The following is a 15582-nucleotide window of genomic DNA, read 5'->3' as shown; positions in this document are numbered from 1 at the left end:
TTCCGGCGCCAACCAAGAGATTCCATGTCCCAACAAGGTTTCAGCTACTCGCAGGACGCCCTGCGTCAGATCGCCAGCGACATCCTCAAGCACGCAAAGAGCAAGGGCGCAACCGGCTGCGACACCGACGTGTCCGAAGGCTTCGGCGCCTCGGTGAGCGTACGCAAGAACGAGGTGGACACGATCGAATACAACCGCGACAAGGGCGTGGGCGTGACGGTCTATGTGGGTCAGAAGCGTGGCTACGCCAGCACTTCGGACTTCTCGCCCGCGGCCCTGGAAAAGACCGTCGAGGCCGCACTGTCGATCGCCCGGTTCACGGCCGAGGACAACTGCGCCGGTCTGGCCGACGCCGAATTGATGGCGACCGAGTTTCCTGAACTGGATCTTCACCACCCCTGGGACATGCCGGTCGAGCAGGCGATCGCGCTGGCGCAGGACTGCGAAAACGCAGCCTACGACCACTCGGAGCTGATCACCAATTCCGAGGGCGCCAGCGTGTCGGTGCAGGAATCCCATTTCATCTCTGCCAACAGCCATGGTTTCATGGGCGGACACGCCAGCTCGCGCCATTCGGTCTCCTGCTCGGTCATCGCCGGCGAGGGCGACGCCATGCAGCGCGAATACTGGTACGACAGCAAGCGTGATGCCGCCGAGCTGATGTCGGCCGAGGCCATCGGACGCAAGGCCGCCGAACGCGCGGTGGCGCGCTTGGGCGCGCGTCAGGTGGGCACCTGCGACGTGCCGGTGATCTTCGAGGCCCCGCTGGCCACCGGCCTTATCGGCTCTTTCATCGGCGCGGTCAGCGGCGGATCGCTCTACCGCAAATCGAGCTTCCTGCTCGACAGCCTGGGCACGCAGGTGTTTTCACCTATCGTGCAGCTGTCGGAGCGGGCATATCTGAAAAAAGGCTTTGCGTCGGGCCCCTTCGATGACGACGGAGTACAGACCCGCGATCGCGAGGTCGTCGTCGACGGTGTTGTCCAGGGGTACTTCCTCAGTGCCTATTCGGCGCGCAAGCTGGGCATGCAGACCACCGGCAATGCCGGTGGCGCGCATAATCTCATCCTGAAATCGGGTGACGATGATTTTGCCGCCCTGCTCAAACGCATGGGCCGCGGCCTGGTGGTCACCGAACTGCTCGGCCACGGCATCAATGGCGTTACCGGTGACTATTCACGCGGTGCAGCCGGATTCTGGGTGGAAAACGGCGAGATCGCCTACCCGGTGCAGGAGATCACCATCGCGGGCAACCTCAAGGACATGTTCATGGGTATTCAGGCCATCGGCAACGACGTGCTCCACCGTGGTTCGCGTCAAACGGGGTCTATCCTCATCGATCGCATGACGGTGGCCGGCCAGTAATCGAAATTTCATGAAGTCTTGTGGGAAACCCCTATAGGTCGCCGGTGCACGGCGTTTCTATAATCGAATCGCTTTAGGGCAATAAAACAAACCTGTCCCGTGAAACAATCATAGAGCGAGGAGACTTATGGAACGCCGTTCCTTTCTGAAGAAAACAGGTGCCGGCATTGCCGCTGGCGCTGTCGCAGCACCGGCCATCGCACAATCCCAGCCGACCCTGAGCTGGCGTCTGGCGTCCAGCTTCCCGAAGAGCCTCGACACCATCTACGGGGCAGCCGAAGTCTTCGCCAGCCGCGTGGCCGCTGCCACCGGTGGCAAGTTCCAGATCCGCTGCTTCGCCGGCGGCGAGATCGTGCCCGCCTTCTCGGTGATGGACGCGGTCAAGGACGGCACCGTTGAAGCCGGTCACACCTGCTCCTACTACTATTTCGGCAAGAACCCGGCCTACGCATTCGACACCGCAGTGCCCTTCGGCCTGAACTATCGCGAATTCAATGCCTGGTTTACCCACGGCGGCGGCGGTGAGCTGATCCGTGATCTGCTGGGCGCACAGAACATCATGCCCTTCCCCTGCGGCAACACGGGCGCCCAGATGGGCGGCTGGTACCGCAAGGAAATCAAGTCCGCCGCTGACCTGAAGGACCTCAAGGTTCGCGTCGGTGGCTTCGCCGGCAAGGTGCTGGCCAAGCTGGGCGCCGTGCCGCAGCAGATTCCGGGCGGTGACGTGTATCCGTCGCTGGAAAAAGGCACCATCGATGCCGCTGAGTGGATCGGCCCTTATGACGACGAAAAGCTCGGCTTCCAGAAAGTGGCCCAGTACTACTACTACCCGGGCTGGTGGGAAGGTGGTGCCAACCTGACGCTGTACATCGGTCTGGACAAGTGGAAGGCCCTGCCCGAAGAGTACAAGGCCATCGTGTCCGCCGCTGCGGCCGAAGCCAACGTCGACTGCATGGCCAAGTACGACGCCAAGAACCCGGACGCCCTCAAGCGGCTGGTCGCTGGTGGCGCCAAGCTGCGCCCGTTCCCGAAAGACGTGATGGACGCCTGCTACAAGGCCGCCCTCGAAGTCTATGAGGAAACCGGCAAAGACAACGCCGAGTTCAAGAAGATCTACGACTCCATGGTCAAGTTCCGTGACGACCAGAACCTGTGGCAGAGCGTGGCAGAAGCCAACTACAGCCGCTACATGCAGACCCGCAAGCGCTGATTGACTGCAGTTGCAGGTCATGAAAAACCCCGCTTCGGCGGGGTTTTTCATGGGTTCGGATGCGGGCTCAACCCTGTTTGCTGACCTCGTCCTTGGCCTGCACGGGTTCAGCCCCGACCATGGGCTCGCCGTCCGGCATGGCCGGTGCGCCCTGGTCGGCCGTGGCATCTTCCGCGACCGGTGTCGGCGCCTCGGCAGCCTCGGGCGCGTCTGCCGCCGTTTCATTCTCGGTTGCGGGCACAGCCGGCTCGGGCGTCTCTTCGGTGATCATCTTGTGTTCCAGGCTCGAGCCCACCAGCATGGCATCGACGCGTTCGCGAAACACGTCGCGCGCGGACTTGTCGGAAAGCTTTTCGTAACCGGTGGACAGGTGTTCGAACAAGTCCTTGTAAGAACCGGCCATGGAAACGAACAGGGTGGCGGTCTTGTCGAAGTGGGCGTCCACCTCGTTCCGATAGCGCTCGGTTTCCGCCCGCTTCTCTTCGAGTTCGGCCGCCAGCTGATCGGCTTTCCTGCGAGGGCCACCGGCAAAACGCCCGATCAGGAACCCCACGAACAGCGATACCAGCGCCGCAACGATGATTGCCGGCCACATTGCTTCGTCAACCATGATCCCACCTCCTTCTTTTCAAACCATGCGTTCCGGATCGATTGCTGCAATGCACGATCCGGCCGAAATTGAGTTCGAGTATAGCGAAGGGGGCGCCTTCCAGCCTCTGAACGTGGGGTTCAAAGGGGTAAACAAGCGCAAAAAAGCCGCCCTCAGGCGGCTTTTCACGGGAACGCGAACCCGGGTCAGACCTGCATGTTCATGATGTCCTGGTAGGCAGACACCAGTTTGTTTCGCACCTGCGTCATTTGCTGGAAGCTGAGATTGGCCTTCTGAAGATTGACCATCACATCCTGCAGGTTCACGTTGGGATCACCGGCCGAGAAGGACTTCGCCATCTGCTGGGCATCCTTCTGTGCAGCACTGACTTCGGCCAACGCGTTCTGCAGTGCATCGCCGAAACTCGGGCCTTCGGTCTGCTCGACACTGGTCGCAGGCTTGCTCGCGGCCGCCTGGGCCGTGGCTTGCAACTCGCCGAGTACCTTGTTGATTCCGCCGGAATCCATGCTCAGTCGTCCAGTTCCTTGTGAATTGACACCCTATACACAGCAAAGCCTGTGCCAAGAGTGAGCGATCAGTCCACAGCGTAGCCCTCTTCCCGGTACTGCTGCAACTTGTATCTCAGGGTCCGCTCGGAAATCCCAAGTTTTTCAACGGCTTTCTTGCGCGACCCGCCCACCGCCTGAAGCGTCGTCAGGATGTGCTCGCGCTCCAGATCCTTCATGTTGCTCGGCGCCCCCGCCGGAGCAACGGGGGCCGTGGCGGCAATATTTGCCGGCAGGACGGCAGCGTTTGCCGGTTGCACCGCGGCGGCCATCGCCGGCGCATGCCCAAGACAAAGCCTGAGCGTATCGGCGTGAATCACGCCGGCACTGGCCAGTATGAGCGCACGCTGCATGGCATTGTCCAGCTCGCGGGCATTGCCGGGCCAGGGATGGGCACACATGAGTGCGGTGGCATCGTCGGCCAGCACGGCCTGGCGACCGATGCGCTCGCCGTGCCGGGCAAGGAAATGCCGCGCAAGTGGCAGGATGTCGCCCGGCCGTTCGCGCAGGGCCGGAATGGTCAGCGGAAACACGTTCAACCGGTAGTAGAGATCCTCGCGGAAGCGCCCAGCCGCCACTTCGGCGGCCATGTCCCGGTTGCTGGTGGCGAGCACGCGGATATCGAGGCTGATCGGCTTCTTGCCACCAACACGTTCGACCTCGCGTTCCTGCAGCACACGCAAGAGCTTGGCCTGCAGCCCGAGCGGCATTTCCGAGATCTCGTCGAGCAGCAAGGTGCCGCCGTCTGCCTGCTCGAACTTGCCCGCCTGGGCGGTCTGGGCCCCCGTGAAGGCCCCCTTCTCGTAGCCGAACAAGGTGGCTTCGAGCAGGTTGTCGGGGATCGCCGCGCAGTTGATGGCCACAAAGGGTTTGCTTCGACGCGGCGAGTGGTCATGCACGTAACGGGCAAACACTTCCTTGCCGGTGCCCGACTCGCCAGTGAGCATCACGGTAGCATCGGTCTCGGCCACGCGGGCCGCCAGCGCCACAAGTTCGCGCGTGCGCGGGTCCTCGGCGACCGTGCCACTCTGGGCCACGGGCGCCGTCGCGTACTTGCGAACATGCGCCAGCAGGGTTTCCGGCTCGAACGGCTTGAGCAGGAAGTCGCAGGCGCCGCCCTGCATGGCGGCCACCGCCTTCTCCACATCGCCGAAGGCGGTCATCAGCATCACCGGCAACTGCGGCAGGCGGGCGCGGATCTCGCCCAGCAGCGTGAGGCCGTCCATGGGGTCCATCTTGAGGTCGCTCAGCACGAGGTTGAAGACCCCTTTTTCAAGGGCTTCGAGCGCCTTGGGGCCTCCATCGACGGCGGTCACGACGTGCCCGTCCATCTCCAGCGTGAGCCCTACGGCATCGCGCAGGGCTTCGTCGTCTTCGACCAACAACAGGTTCAGTGCGTCACTCATGATCATGCTCGTCTTCAGCGCCACTGGTGGCCATGGCCACACTCAGGCGGAAAGTGGTGCCCTCGCCTTCGAGCGAGGTCAGATCGATTTCGCCCCCGTGGGCGCGCGCCACACCGCGGGCAATGGCAAGACCGAGTCCGGTACCCTCGGCGCGGGTGGTGAAAAAGGGTTCGAAGAGGCGATCCTGCTGGTCGGCGGGGATGCCTTTGCCGGTATCGGCCACGGTAAAGCACACATGCCGGTCCTCGATGGCGGCGTGCAATCGCACGCGCCCCTCGGCGGGCGTGAATTGCAGGGCGTTCTCGAGCAGATTGGTCAGCGCACCGACCAGCGCCTTGCGATCGGCCACCACCTCGGTCTGCCCGCAATCGCAGGCGTACTCGAAGGCAATGCCCCGCTCTCGGGCGATGGGCTCGAGCGTGTGTGCCAGCTCGTCGACCATCTGGCACACCGGCACCGGCTCACGCCCGAGGCAGTCGCCGCGCGCGAACAGCAACATGTCACGGATCAGGCGCTCCAGATGGCGCAGGCGCTCGACGGCCCGGTCGGCCACGCGCGAACGCTCGGATTCAGGCAGCTGGGGCTTGCCCAGGTTGCTGGTGTAGAGCATGGCGGCAGACAGCGGCGTGCGCAGCTGATGCGCCAGCCCGGCCACCATCTCGCCCATGGCAGCGAGTCGCGAATTGCGTTCGGCCTCGCGCTGCATGCGGTGGGTATCGGTCACGTCGTGCATGAGCACGATGCTGCCATCCCCGGAGTCGAGCGCAGTGGACGACACCGACACGCGCCGCGGCTCGCCCCCAATGGCCGGGGTGATCTCCATCTCGCCCGGCGTTTCCGTGGCCGTGAATGCGGTGCTGGTCATGAGCCAGGACTGGCCTTCCAGCCCTTCGCCCAGCCACGCCTCCGCGGCACGATTGACCTGCACCACGCCGCCATCGCGATCGAGCACGACCACGCCAGCGGGCAAGGCAGTCATCAGCACCGAGAGACGCTCATTGAGTTGCGTCACCTGCCCCTGCAAGCCTGAATAGGCCTCCGTCAGTTCAGCGGAAACCCGGTTGAACTGTTCGAAGGCCGCCGCCAGTTGGGCAGCGTCAAGCGGTGGAGAAGCGGTTTCGGTCACTGCGCTCGCTCATGTCGTCATTTGGCACAGTGCGAAGACTACGGAATCCGGGCAAGTGAACAGACGGCAAATAGGCGGCAAAAACTGCCGCTTTTCCCGACTAAGCTTTTGCAATCAGGGCGCCAGAATGCCTCCATCGAAAAAAGCGACATGCCCGAGGACCCATCAATGGCCACCGCAGACGACGCTGTTGCAGCCGCGCCCTCGCCGCTTCAGCAAGCACTTGCAAACTTCAACGCGCTGACATCACGCCAGAAGCTGGCCATGATGGCGGCGCTTGCCGCGGCCATCGCGCTGGCCGTGGGCGTGATGCTGTGGAGCCGCACCCCCGACTATGCGGTGCTCTTCTCCAATCTGGAGGAGAAAGACGGCGGCGCCATTGTCACCGCACTGCAGGCGCAGAACATTCCCTACGACATCGGCCCCGGCGGCAACACCATCCGCGTGCCGGCCGACCGGGTGCACGATGTGCGCCTGCAACTGGCCGCACAGGGCCTGCCGCGCGGCGGCATGGTTGGCTTCGAGCTCATGGAGAACCAGAAGCTGGGCGTCTCCCAGTTTCATGAACAGATCAATTACCAGCGCGGCCTGGAAGGCGAGCTGGCGCGCACGATCCAGTCGATTGCCGCAGTTGCGGGTGCCCGCGTGCATCTGGCCATGCCCAAGCGCACCGCCTTTCTGCGCGACGCCAAGCAACCGACCGCTTCGGTGTTCGTGAATCTGCATCCGGGTCGCAATCTGGACGCGGCCCAGGTGGCCGGCATCGTGCATCTGGTGGCCTCCAGCGTACCGAACATGTCGAATGATGGCGTGAGCGTGATCGACGAAACCGGCAAGCTGCTCACCAACAAGAGTGACCCGTTGCGCGCCGCCGGCCTCGACCCCACGCAACTGAGCTACGTGCAGGAACTCGAAAGCACCTATGTGCAACGGGTGGAAAACATCCTCGAACCACTGGTCGGCAAAGGCAATTTCCGCGTTCAGGTCACGGCCGATGTGGATTTCGACCGGATCGAGCAGACCAACGAAACCTACAAGCCCAACGCAGACCCCACCCAGACCGCCATCCGTTCGCGCCAGGAAAGCGAAAACGTCACCCGCGATCCGGGTCCCGAAGGCGTACCGGGAGCATTGACCAATCAGCCGCCAGTGCCCGCTCAGGCACCGATCACCAATCCGGCGACGGCTCAGCCAGGTGGAGCCACCGACAACTTCCAGACCCGGAACAGCGCCAGCACCACCAATTACGAGCTGGACAAGACCATCTCGCACACACGCCGCGCCATGGGTCTGATCAAGCGCCTGTCGGTGGCAGTGGTGGTCAATCACAAGACACAGCAGGACAAGGACGGCAAGGACATCGCCGTACCGCCGACCGACGCCGAGATCCAGCGCATCAACAACCTGGTGCGCGAGGCCGTGGGCTTCAACGCCGATCGTGGCGACAGCCTGAACGTGGCGGCCAGCGAATTCGCGCCCGAGATGTTCCAGGTCGCCCCGGAGATCCCGGTCTGGAAGGATCCGGAGATGATCTCCATCGGCAAGGAGGCCCTGCGCTACCTGATCGTGCTCGCCGTGCTGGCCTTCGTCGCCTTCGGCGTGATCAAGCCCTTGATGAAGTCGGTGCTGCCGCAGCGGACCGACGCGGATGACGAGGACGAGGACAGCGCCATGGCCACGAGCACCGGGGAAGGCGAAGAAGGCGAGGACGCCACCACCAGCCTGTCGGCAGCGGCCAGACTGGCCAACAGCTACGAAGCCAAGCTGGCCCGTGCCCGCGAGCTGGCACAGAGTGATCCGAAACTGGTGGCCAACCTCATCAAGGAATGGATGGGCGTCAATGAGGAGGCTCGCAAATGAGCGCCGAAGAAGGCATTGAAAAAGCTGCCCTGCTGATGTTCTCGCTGGGCTCCGATCTGGCCTCCGAGGTCCTCAAGCACCTGGGGCCCAAGGAAGTGCAGAAGCTCGGCCACGCCATGGCCAACATGCCCTCGCACCCGCGCTCCAAGGTCGAGCCCATCCTCGACGAACTCGAGACGCATAGCGAACAGGGCTCACCCATCGAGGCCAACGAGGAAGAGATTCGCGCCATGCTCACCAAGGCGCTGGGCGATGACCGCGCTGCGCACATCATCTCGCGGGTGTTGCAGGGTTCCGACACCGCCGGCATCGAGAGTCTCAAGTGGATGGATGCGGCCACCGCGGCCGACCTCATCAAGAACGAGCATCCGCAGATCATTGCCACCATCCTGGTGCACCTGGAATACGACCAGGCCGGCGAGATTCTCAAACACTTCACCGACCGCCTGCGCAACGACGTCGTGCTGCGGATCGCGACGCTCGACGGCGTGCAGCCCAGTGCGCTCAAAGAACTCAATGACGCGCTCTCCCGCACCCTCTCCGGCGCCTCCACGGTCAAGAAGGCGGCCATGGGCGGCGTGCGCCACGCCGCCGACATCCTCAACTTCGTGGGTGCGGCGGCCGAGACGGCGGTCATCGACAATGTGCGCGAATACGATCCGGATCTGGCACAGAAGATCCTCGACGAGATGTTCGTGTTCGACAACCTCATGGAAATCGACGATCGCGGCATCCAGACCATCCTGCGCGAGGTGCAGTCCGACTCGCTGGTGGTGGCCCTCAAGGGCGCCCAGGAAGACATGCGCGAGAAGATCTTCAAGAACATGTCCCAGCGCGCCGCCGAGATGCTGCGCGAGGATCTGGAATCGCGCGGCCCGGTGCGCCTCTCCGAGGTGGAAGCCGAGCAGAAGGAAATCCTCAAGATCGTGCGGCGCCTGGCCGAGGAAGGCCAGATCATGCTCGGCGGCAAGGGAGGCGACGATGCCTTCGTGTAATCGGGGGCTGTGCTGATGGCGTTCGAACGCAACCAGGCTGCAGGCGCCTATCGCAAGTGGGAGCCCCCCAGTTTCGACGCGCCACCGGCACCTGAACCGCCTGAACTGGACGTGCTTGAGCCTGCGCCGGAGGACGCCGACGCACCCGACGCCGTCCAGGCCGAGGAAGAGACGTTCGATGACGCCCCCGCGGAACCGGCCTTCAAGCTGCCCACGGCGGAAGACATCGAACGCATCCACGAACAAGCGCACAAGGAAGGCTATAACGCCGGCTACGAGGAAGGCACCGCGCGCGGTCGCGTCGAGGCGCTGCAACTGCACACGCTGGTCGAGAGCATGGACACCGCGCTCAAGCAGATTGACCAGGACGTGGCCGAGGAAGTCGTGGCGCTGGCCATTGAAGTGGCCCGTCAGATGGTCATCCAGAACATGAAGGAGCACCCGGGCATGGTGGTCGAAGTGGTGCGCGAAGCCCTGCACCACCTGCCCCAGGGCAAGGCCATGATCCATCTCAGCCCGGACGACGCCACGCTGGTGCGCGAGTATCTGGGCGAACAGCTGGCGCACAACGAACACCGCATTGTCGAGGACGACACCGTGGCCCGCGGCGGCTGCCGGGTCGAAGCTTCCGGCTCGGTGGTCGATGCCACGGTGCAGACCCGCTGGCGGCGAATCATGGAGAACCTCAACTGCGAGGACACCGACTGGGAGCCTCAGGACTAAATGGAACGCCACACCGAAACCTGGAAGCACCTGCTCAACGACGCCCAGCGGCTCGTGGGCGCTAGCAGCCCGTTCCAGCTGTCGGGCCGGCTCACGCGCATCAACGGGCTGGTGATGGAAGCTGCCGGCCTGAAGCTGCCGCTCGGTTCCGGCTGCCGGATTGTGGTGCCGGGCGGCGGTTCGGTGGAAGCCGAGGTGGTCGGCTTCAACGGCGAGCGCATCTACATGATGCCGACCGACGACGTGTTCGGCCTTGCCCCCGGCGCCCAGGTCCTGCCGATCGAACCGGTACAACCCAAGCTCGTGGCCGGACAGCGCACCATTCCGCGCCGTCGTGCGTCGGACCGCGCCAAACACCTGCCGCTCGATGACTGCCTGCTCGGTCGCGTGATCGACGGCGCCGGCCGGCCGCTCGACGGACTCGGCCCCATCGACGCCGAGCACAGTCGCTCACTGCAAAGCCGCCCCTTCAACCCGCTGCAGCGCGCCCCGATCAATCAATCGCTCGATGTGGGCATTCGTGCCATCAATTCGCTGCTGACGGTAGGACGTGGCCAGCGGCTCGGCCTGTTTGCAGGCTCCGGCGTCGGTAAATCGGTGCTCATCGGCATGATGGCGCGCTACACCAAGGCCGACGTGATCGTGGTCGGGCTGATCGGCGAACGGGGCCGGGAGGTGAAGGAATTCATCGAACACAACCTGGGTGAAGCCGGCCGTGCCCGCTCGGTGGTGGTTGCCGCCCCGGCCGACACCAGCCCGCTCATGCGCCTGCAGGGCGCTGCCTACGCCACCACCATCGCCGAATACTTCCGCGATCAGGGCAAGCAGGTGTTGCTGATCATGGACTCCCTCACCCGCTACGCCATGGCCCAGCGCGAGATCGCCCTGGCCATCGGTGAACCGCCGGTCACGCGGGGCTACCCGCCCTCCGTATTCGCGCGCCTGCCGGCACTGGTCGAACGCGCCGGCAACGGGCCCGACGGCGGCGGCTCGATCACGGCCTTCTACACCGTGCTGGCCGAAGGCGATGACCAGCAGGACCCGATTGCCGATTCCGCCCGCGCGATTCTGGACGGCCATATCGTGCTGTCCCGCACCCTTGCCGATCAGGGCCACTACCCGGCCATCGACATCGAACAGTCGATCAGCCGCGCGATGCACAACCTCATCAAGCCGGCGCACTGGGACCATGTCCGCAAGTTCAAGCAGCTGTTCTCCCGCTATCAGCGCTCCCGCGACCTGATTGCCGTCGGGGCCTACCAGCCGGGCTCCGATCCGGTGCTCGATCAGGCGGTGGACGCTTATCCTGCGCTGGAAACCTTCCTGCAGCAGGCCATCGATGAGCGCGAAGGGTACGAAGACGCGGTCGCCAAGCTCCATCGCCTGTTCGGGGACAAGCTTTAAGCATGGCCGCCCCTAAAGAATTCAGCCCCCTGGCCGTTGAACGCCTTGCACGGCGGCAGTGTGCCGCCTGCAACGGAGAAGACGGATGAGCAAGCCGTTTCCGTTGCAAACCCTGCTCGACATGGCAAACAGCCGCATGGACGACGCTGCGCGTCGGCTGGGCGAACTGATCGCCAACGAGTCGGAGGATTGTCGCAAGCTGGAGGTGCTGGAGGACTACCGGACCGAGTACCAGGCAAAGTTTGCAGAGGCCCTGCGCAACGGAATCGATCCGCAGGCCATGCGCAACTACAGCCTGTTCATCGGCAAACTCGACGAGGCCATCATTGCCCAGCGCGAGGTGGTTGCCCAGTCGAAGGAGCGCACGGCGGTTGGCCAGAAAGCCTGGATCGACCAGCGCACCAAGGCCAAGGCATTCGATGCCCTGTCCAAGCGCCATCAGGTCAAAGAGGCCCGTGACGAGCACAAGCGCGAACAGCGCCAGAGTGACGAACACGCCAGCAAGCAGTTCCGCGACCGCCATTCCGACGAGTAGTGTCAAGCCGCCAGCGAGCTGGCACAGGGCTTGCAACGAACGGCCTGAACCATCCACGAAAGGATCACGGTCATGGCCACCGCGGTAAAACAGACCCTGACGCAACTGCTGCAACCGACCCCGGCTCAGGCCGCGGGCGCCCAGTTGCGCGCCAATGGCAGCGACACGGCTGCCAACGCCTTCTCCCAGACCCTCGAACGCAAGATGTCCGAGCCCGAGCGCCCCCCCGAGCCCCAGGCCCAGCGCCCGCAGGAATCGGCCAAACCCCAGGAACGACAGGCAGTTCAGGGCAAGCAGGCTGAGACCGAGAAGCCGCCCGAGGCTGCCGAGCCGCCTCGCGATACGGCCCCGGCCGAGGCCAACGCCAAGCCGGCCGGGCCCCGTGAGGCCACGGGCAAGGAAAGCACTGACGCCAATGAAGACGCCACCGCGACGGCAGACGTCGACACCACCGACGATGCCACCGCGGCCAGCGAAGCGGCAACGCCGGCGGAACTGATTGCCGGCGCACCGGCAGCGCTTGCCGTCGAAGCGGCAAAGACCGCAAAGCCGGCCGCAGAATCCGCGGCGGCCGGTGTGTCGCTGATGGATGGCAAGAACACCGGGAAAGGCGGGCAGCCGGCGGAGCTGGCCGCAGCGGTGCTGTCCGACGACACCGCCGCCACAGACACGAAGGCCGACCTGAAAGGCGACGTGCGCGCCGATATCGGGAACGGCAAGGGTGCCGCTGCTCGTGTGATGGACTCGGACATCCGGCCCGGCGCTGCCGCCCTGCGCGAAGGCACCACGAATTTTGCCGAGCAACTGGAACAACGCATCACGGCGGGCGTAAAGCCGGGCGAGCCCCTGCCCATGACCGCACAGGGCGGACAGGCAGCGCCCGGCAATGCCACCGCAGCCATCGCCGGTGGCACGCCCATGCAACCCGCCATGCCGGCCGCGGTGAAGTCGGCCCTGCCCTCGCATCTGGCCACCCCCGCCACCAGTGGTGATTGGCCCGATGCGGTCGGAAACCGGGTGTTGTGGCTGGCCGGCAAGGATGAATCCAAGGCCGATCTGATTCTCACGCCCCCGTCGCTGGGCAAGCTGGAGATTTCGCTGACGGTGACTGGTGATACCACCACCGCGCAATTCACGGCGGCCACACCGGCAGCACGTGAAGCCCTCGAGCAGGCCATGCCGCGTTTGCGTGAAATGCTTGAACAGGCCGGCATCACGCTGGCCGAATCGAATGTGAACACCGCCTCGCAAGACCAGGCGAGCGGCGGTGGTCAGGACGGTCATGGCCAACGCGGCCGCCACGGCGGCAGCGCGGACATGAGCATGAACGCCGTCAGCACCCCGGCAGGTCAATGGATGACCCGGGGTGAAGGCATGATCGACACCTTTGCCTGAGGCTGGAGGAATAAGGGTGATGGAACCCCGCTTTTTTCAGCATTCGATTGGCAAGGTGTCCGTAACAATTCAATTGTCGTAAACGGAGATCGAACCCATGGCCAAGGGCGCCAAAACCGAAGCTGAAGGCGAAGAAGCACCCAAGAAAGGAGGTGGTGGCAAGAAACTCATCATCATCCTGCTGGTGGTGGTGATCCTGCTGCTGATTGCCGCAGGCGGCGTGGTCTTCCTGCTGCTGAGCAAGAAGTCAGCCGATGCCGAAGGCGGTGACGGGCATGGAGGTGCCCAGCAGGCGCACGTCGAGGAGCATCCACCGGAACTCAAGGTGGATCTGTCTCACCCGCCCACGTTCGTGCCGCTGGACCCCTTCACGGTCAATCTGGCGCCCGAGGACGGCGACCACTATCTTCAGGTGGTGATGGTGCTCAAGGTGGTGGACCCGACCGTGGCCGAGCAGATGAAAGCCTTCATGCCGGAGATCCGCCACGAGGTGAATCTGGTGCTCTCGAGCAAGCGGCCCTCGGAAATATCGTCCATTCAGGGACGTGAGGCACTGGCGGTCGAATCCATGGAGCGGGTGAATTACATCCTCGGCTTCGAGAAGCCGTCGGAAGACAAAATGCGCCGCAACCCCGGCCCCTGGGGCCCGGTGATCACGGTGCTGTTCAACTCGTTCATCATTCAATAAGGGACGCACGCCACCATGTCAGATTTTCTCTCCCAGGACGAAGTCGACGCGCTACTGCGCGGCGTCACCGGGGAAACCGAGGAATCCGAAGCCGATGACGGCGACGAGGGTGGCGTTCGCCCGTACAACCTGGGCACGCAGGAGCGGATCGTGCGTGGGCGCATGCCCACGATGGAGCTCATCAACGAGCGCTTTGCACGCTACCTGCGTATCGGCCTGTTCAACTTCATGCACCGGAACGCCGAAATTTCCGTCGGCTCGATCAAGGTGCAGAAGTACAGCGAGTTCGTGCGCAACCTGGTGGTGCCCACCAACCTCAACCTGGTCAATGCCAAGCCCCTGCGCGGCACCGGCCTGGTGGTCTTTGACCCGAACCTGGTGTTTCTGGTCGTGGACAACATGTTCGGCGGCGACGGCCGTTTCCACACCCGTGTGGAAGGCCGCGATTTCACCGCCACCGAGAGCCGCATCATCATGGGCATGCTCGAGACCGTGTTCAAGGAGTACGAGCGCGCCTGGGCGCCGGTCTATGAACTGAAGCTCGAATATGTGCGCTCGGAAATGAACTCCCAGTTCGCCAACATCGCCACCCCGTCCGAGATCGTGGTCTCCACCATGTTCTCGCTCGAACTGGGCGGCGCCCAGGCAGACATGCACATCTGCTTCCCCTACTCCATGCTCGAGCCGATCCGCGAGACGCTCTACTCGACCATGCAGAGCGACAGCGTCACCCAGGATCGACGCTGGATCGGCACCATGACCAAGCAGATCAAGTCCGCCACGGTGGAACTGACTGCGAATCTGGGCGAGGCGACCGTAACCCTCAGAGACATCGTCAACATGCGTGTGGGCGATGTCATCCCTCTAAACGTACCCGAACGAATCAAGGGCGAAGTGGACGGCGTGACTGTCCTCGAAGGCCAGTACGGCGTGCTGAATGGCCAATACGCCCTTCGCGTCGACCGCATGATTCCACCGGAAGACTCCGACGATCCCCCCGATCCGGGAGAGCAAAATGGCTGATACCGATACCGACGAAAACCAGGTCTCCGACGACGACTGGGCTTCTGCCATGCAGGAGCAGGCCGACACGGAAGGCAGCGACAGCAGCGCCGAGGACGATTGGGCGGCGGCCATGAACGAACAGGCCGAAGCCGAGCAGGTTGCGGCCGACCTGCAGGCGGCGGCCGACAGTGCCGATTCGCCCTACCAGGCCAAACCGGCCAGCCAGCTGTTCCCCGACTTTGGCGCCCAGGGTGCCGCAGGCGGCGGCAGCGCGGAGCTGGACATGATCCTGGACATCCCGGTGCAGATCACCGTGGAACTGGGGCGCACCAAGCTGTCCATCCGCAACCTGCTGCAACTGGCGCACGGCTCGGTGGTGGAACTCGACGGCCTGGCCGGCGAACCCATGGACGTGCTGGTCAACGGCACGCTCATCGCACAGGGTGAAGTCGTGGTGGTGAACGAGAAGTTCGGCATCCGCCTGACGGACATCATCACCCCGGCCGAACGCATGCGAAAACTGCGCCATTAGAGGCGTTTCTACCCAAACGGGTCACGAATCAGGGAGATTCGGACTTGTTTATGCATACGTAATCTGTTACACCTTACCCGGTTCGGGAGGAACTTTGCGCGTCACTGTCGTGTCATAGTGTTCGCGTATAAAACAGAAAAACATAAGATAGGTATAAAAAGATGAAAGAAGAACTCGAAATGG

Annotated in this window: 15 protein-coding genes; 11 read left to right on the top strand and 4 right to left on the bottom strand. The window is 63.7% G+C overall.

Annotated elements, in window-relative coordinates:
- Positions 1 to 24 precede the first annotated feature (24 nt).
- Together pmbA and J0W34_RS07365 are read left to right on the top strand one after the other, a co-directional pair.
- Positions 25 to 1365 carry a metalloprotease PmbA gene (gene pmbA / locus J0W34_RS07370; protein ID WP_227816872.1) on the top strand — a complete coding sequence of 447 codons (1341 nt, stop codon included), beginning with the start codon at positions 25 to 27 and terminating at the stop codon, positions 1363 to 1365.
- Between the two features lie 127 nt (positions 1366 to 1492).
- Complete coding sequence (locus J0W34_RS07365) at positions 1493 to 2575, top strand: TRAP transporter substrate-binding protein (protein ID WP_227816871.1); 1083 nt, start codon at positions 1493 to 1495, stop codon at positions 2573 to 2575.
- Between the two features lie 67 nt (positions 2576 to 2642).
- Here J0W34_RS07365 and J0W34_RS07360 read toward each other — a convergent pair whose 3' ends face one another.
- The 4 genes from J0W34_RS07360 to J0W34_RS07345 all read right to left on the bottom strand — a co-directional run bounded on the left by J0W34_RS07360 (position 2643) and on the right by J0W34_RS07345 (position 6262).
- Positions 2643 to 3185 (bottom strand): YhcB family protein, encoded by a 543-nt coding sequence (locus J0W34_RS07360; RefSeq protein WP_230971224.1) that lies wholly within the window; start codon positions 3183 to 3185, stop codon positions 2643 to 2645.
- Between the two features lie 185 nt (positions 3186 to 3370).
- Positions 3371 to 3691, bottom strand: coding sequence for a flagellar hook-basal body complex protein FliE (fliE, locus tag J0W34_RS07355; RefSeq protein ID WP_227816869.1), 321 nt, complete (start codon positions 3689 to 3691; stop codon positions 3371 to 3373).
- A 68-nt stretch (positions 3692 to 3759) separates the two neighbouring features.
- Positions 3760 to 5136: a sigma-54-dependent transcriptional regulator gene (locus tag J0W34_RS07350; protein ID WP_227816868.1), complete on the bottom strand. Its 1377-nt coding sequence runs from the start codon at positions 5134 to 5136 to the stop codon at positions 3760 to 3762.
- Positions 5129 to 6262 (bottom strand): sensor histidine kinase, encoded by a 1134-nt coding sequence (locus J0W34_RS07345; protein ID WP_230971223.1) that lies wholly within the window; start codon positions 6260 to 6262, stop codon positions 5129 to 5131. The genes J0W34_RS07350 and J0W34_RS07345 overlap by 8 nt, the downstream gene beginning before the upstream one ends.
- 168 nt (positions 6263 to 6430) lie before the next feature.
- On the opposite strand from J0W34_RS07345, the gene fliF reads away from it, so the two are divergent.
- From fliF to fliN, 9 genes are all read left to right on the top strand, one after another.
- The gene (fliF, locus tag J0W34_RS07340; protein WP_227816866.1) at positions 6431 to 8122 is read left to right on the top strand and encodes a flagellar basal-body MS-ring/collar protein FliF; all 1692 of its coding nucleotides are present in this window, start codon (positions 6431 to 6433) and stop codon (positions 8120 to 8122) included.
- Entirely contained in the window at positions 8119 to 9117 is a 999-nt protein-coding gene (gene fliG, locus J0W34_RS07335) for a flagellar motor switch protein FliG (protein ID WP_227816865.1), read from the top strand. The genes fliF and fliG overlap by 4 nt, the downstream gene beginning before the upstream one ends.
- A 15-nt stretch (positions 9118 to 9132) precedes the next feature.
- Positions 9133 to 9840, top strand: coding sequence for a flagellar assembly protein FliH (locus J0W34_RS07330; RefSeq protein WP_230971222.1), 708 nt, complete (start codon positions 9133 to 9135; stop codon positions 9838 to 9840).
- Positions 9841 to 11244: a flagellar protein export ATPase FliI gene (gene fliI, locus J0W34_RS07325; RefSeq protein ID WP_230971221.1), complete on the top strand. Its 1404-nt coding sequence runs from the start codon at positions 9841 to 9843 to the stop codon at positions 11242 to 11244. It abuts the gene before it with no gap.
- 85 nt (positions 11245 to 11329) lie between these two features.
- Positions 11330 to 11779: a flagellar export protein FliJ gene (fliJ, locus tag J0W34_RS07320; protein ID WP_230971220.1), complete on the top strand. Its 450-nt coding sequence runs from the start codon at positions 11330 to 11332 to the stop codon at positions 11777 to 11779.
- 72 nt (positions 11780 to 11851) lie between these two features.
- Positions 11852 to 13174, top strand: a complete 1323-nt coding sequence (locus tag J0W34_RS07315) for a flagellar hook-length control protein FliK (RefSeq protein WP_230971219.1) — start codon at positions 11852 to 11854, stop codon at positions 13172 to 13174.
- Positions 13175 to 13271: 97 nt separating this feature from the next.
- On the top strand, positions 13272 to 13862 hold the full coding sequence (locus J0W34_RS07310; RefSeq protein WP_227816860.1) for a flagellar basal body-associated FliL family protein: 591 nt from the start codon (positions 13272 to 13274) through the stop codon (positions 13860 to 13862).
- Positions 13863 to 13877: 15 nt separating this feature from the next.
- Entirely contained in the window at positions 13878 to 14885 is a 1008-nt protein-coding gene (gene fliM / locus J0W34_RS07305; protein ID WP_227816859.1) for a flagellar motor switch protein FliM, read from the top strand.
- Positions 14878 to 15399, top strand: a complete 522-nt coding sequence (fliN, locus tag J0W34_RS07300) for a flagellar motor switch protein FliN (protein ID WP_407941151.1) — start codon at positions 14878 to 14880, stop codon at positions 15397 to 15399. The genes fliM and fliN overlap by 8 nt, the downstream gene beginning before the upstream one ends.
- Positions 15400 to 15582: the final 183 nt, after the last annotated feature.

The organism is Nitrogeniibacter aestuarii, assembly GCF_017309585.1.
GTDB lineage: Bacteria > Pseudomonadota > Gammaproteobacteria > Burkholderiales > Rhodocyclaceae > Nitrogeniibacter > Nitrogeniibacter aestuarii.
The sequence above is the reverse complement of the archived record's forward strand: the minus strand, read 5'-3'. Positions and strand labels throughout refer to the sequence as shown.

Bases quoted from the DNA above. Each gene is read 5' to 3' on its own strand.
- fliI (WP_230971221.1), top strand. From the start codon at position 9,841: ATGGAACGCCACACCGAAACCTGGAAGCACCTGCTCAACGACGCCCAG.
- J0W34_RS07365 (WP_227816871.1), top strand. From the start codon at position 1,493: ATGGAACGCCGTTCCTTTCTGAAGAAAACAGGTGCCGGCATTGCCGCT.
- fliM (WP_227816859.1), top strand. From the start codon at position 13,878: ATGTCAGATTTTCTCTCCCAGGACGAAGTCGACGCGCTACTGCGCGGC.
- fliJ (WP_230971220.1), top strand. From the start codon at position 11,330: ATGAGCAAGCCGTTTCCGTTGCAAACCCTGCTCGACATGGCAAACAGC.
- J0W34_RS07350 (WP_227816868.1), bottom strand. From the start codon at position 5,136: ATGAGTGACGCACTGAACCTGTTGTTGGTCGAAGACGACGAAGCCCTG.
- J0W34_RS07310 (WP_227816860.1), top strand. From the start codon at position 13,272: ATGGCCAAGGGCGCCAAAACCGAAGCTGAAGGCGAAGAAGCACCCAAG.
- J0W34_RS07330 (WP_230971222.1), top strand. From the start codon at position 9,133: ATGGCGTTCGAACGCAACCAGGCTGCAGGCGCCTATCGCAAGTGGGAG.
- pmbA (WP_227816872.1), top strand. From the start codon at position 25: ATGTCCCAACAAGGTTTCAGCTACTCGCAGGACGCCCTGCGTCAGATC.
- fliE (WP_227816869.1), bottom strand. From the start codon at position 3,691: ATGGATTCCGGCGGAATCAACAAGGTACTCGGCGAGTTGCAAGCCACG.
- J0W34_RS07315 (WP_230971219.1), top strand. From the start codon at position 11,852: ATGGCCACCGCGGTAAAACAGACCCTGACGCAACTGCTGCAACCGACC.
- J0W34_RS07360 (WP_230971224.1), bottom strand. From the start codon at position 3,185: ATGGTTGACGAAGCAATGTGGCCGGCAATCATCGTTGCGGCGCTGGTA.
- fliF (WP_227816866.1), top strand. From the start codon at position 6,431: ATGGCCACCGCAGACGACGCTGTTGCAGCCGCGCCCTCGCCGCTTCAG.
- fliG (WP_227816865.1), top strand. From the start codon at position 8,119: ATGAGCGCCGAAGAAGGCATTGAAAAAGCTGCCCTGCTGATGTTCTCG.
- fliN (WP_407941151.1), top strand. From the start codon at position 14,878: ATGGCTGATACCGATACCGACGAAAACCAGGTCTCCGACGACGACTGG.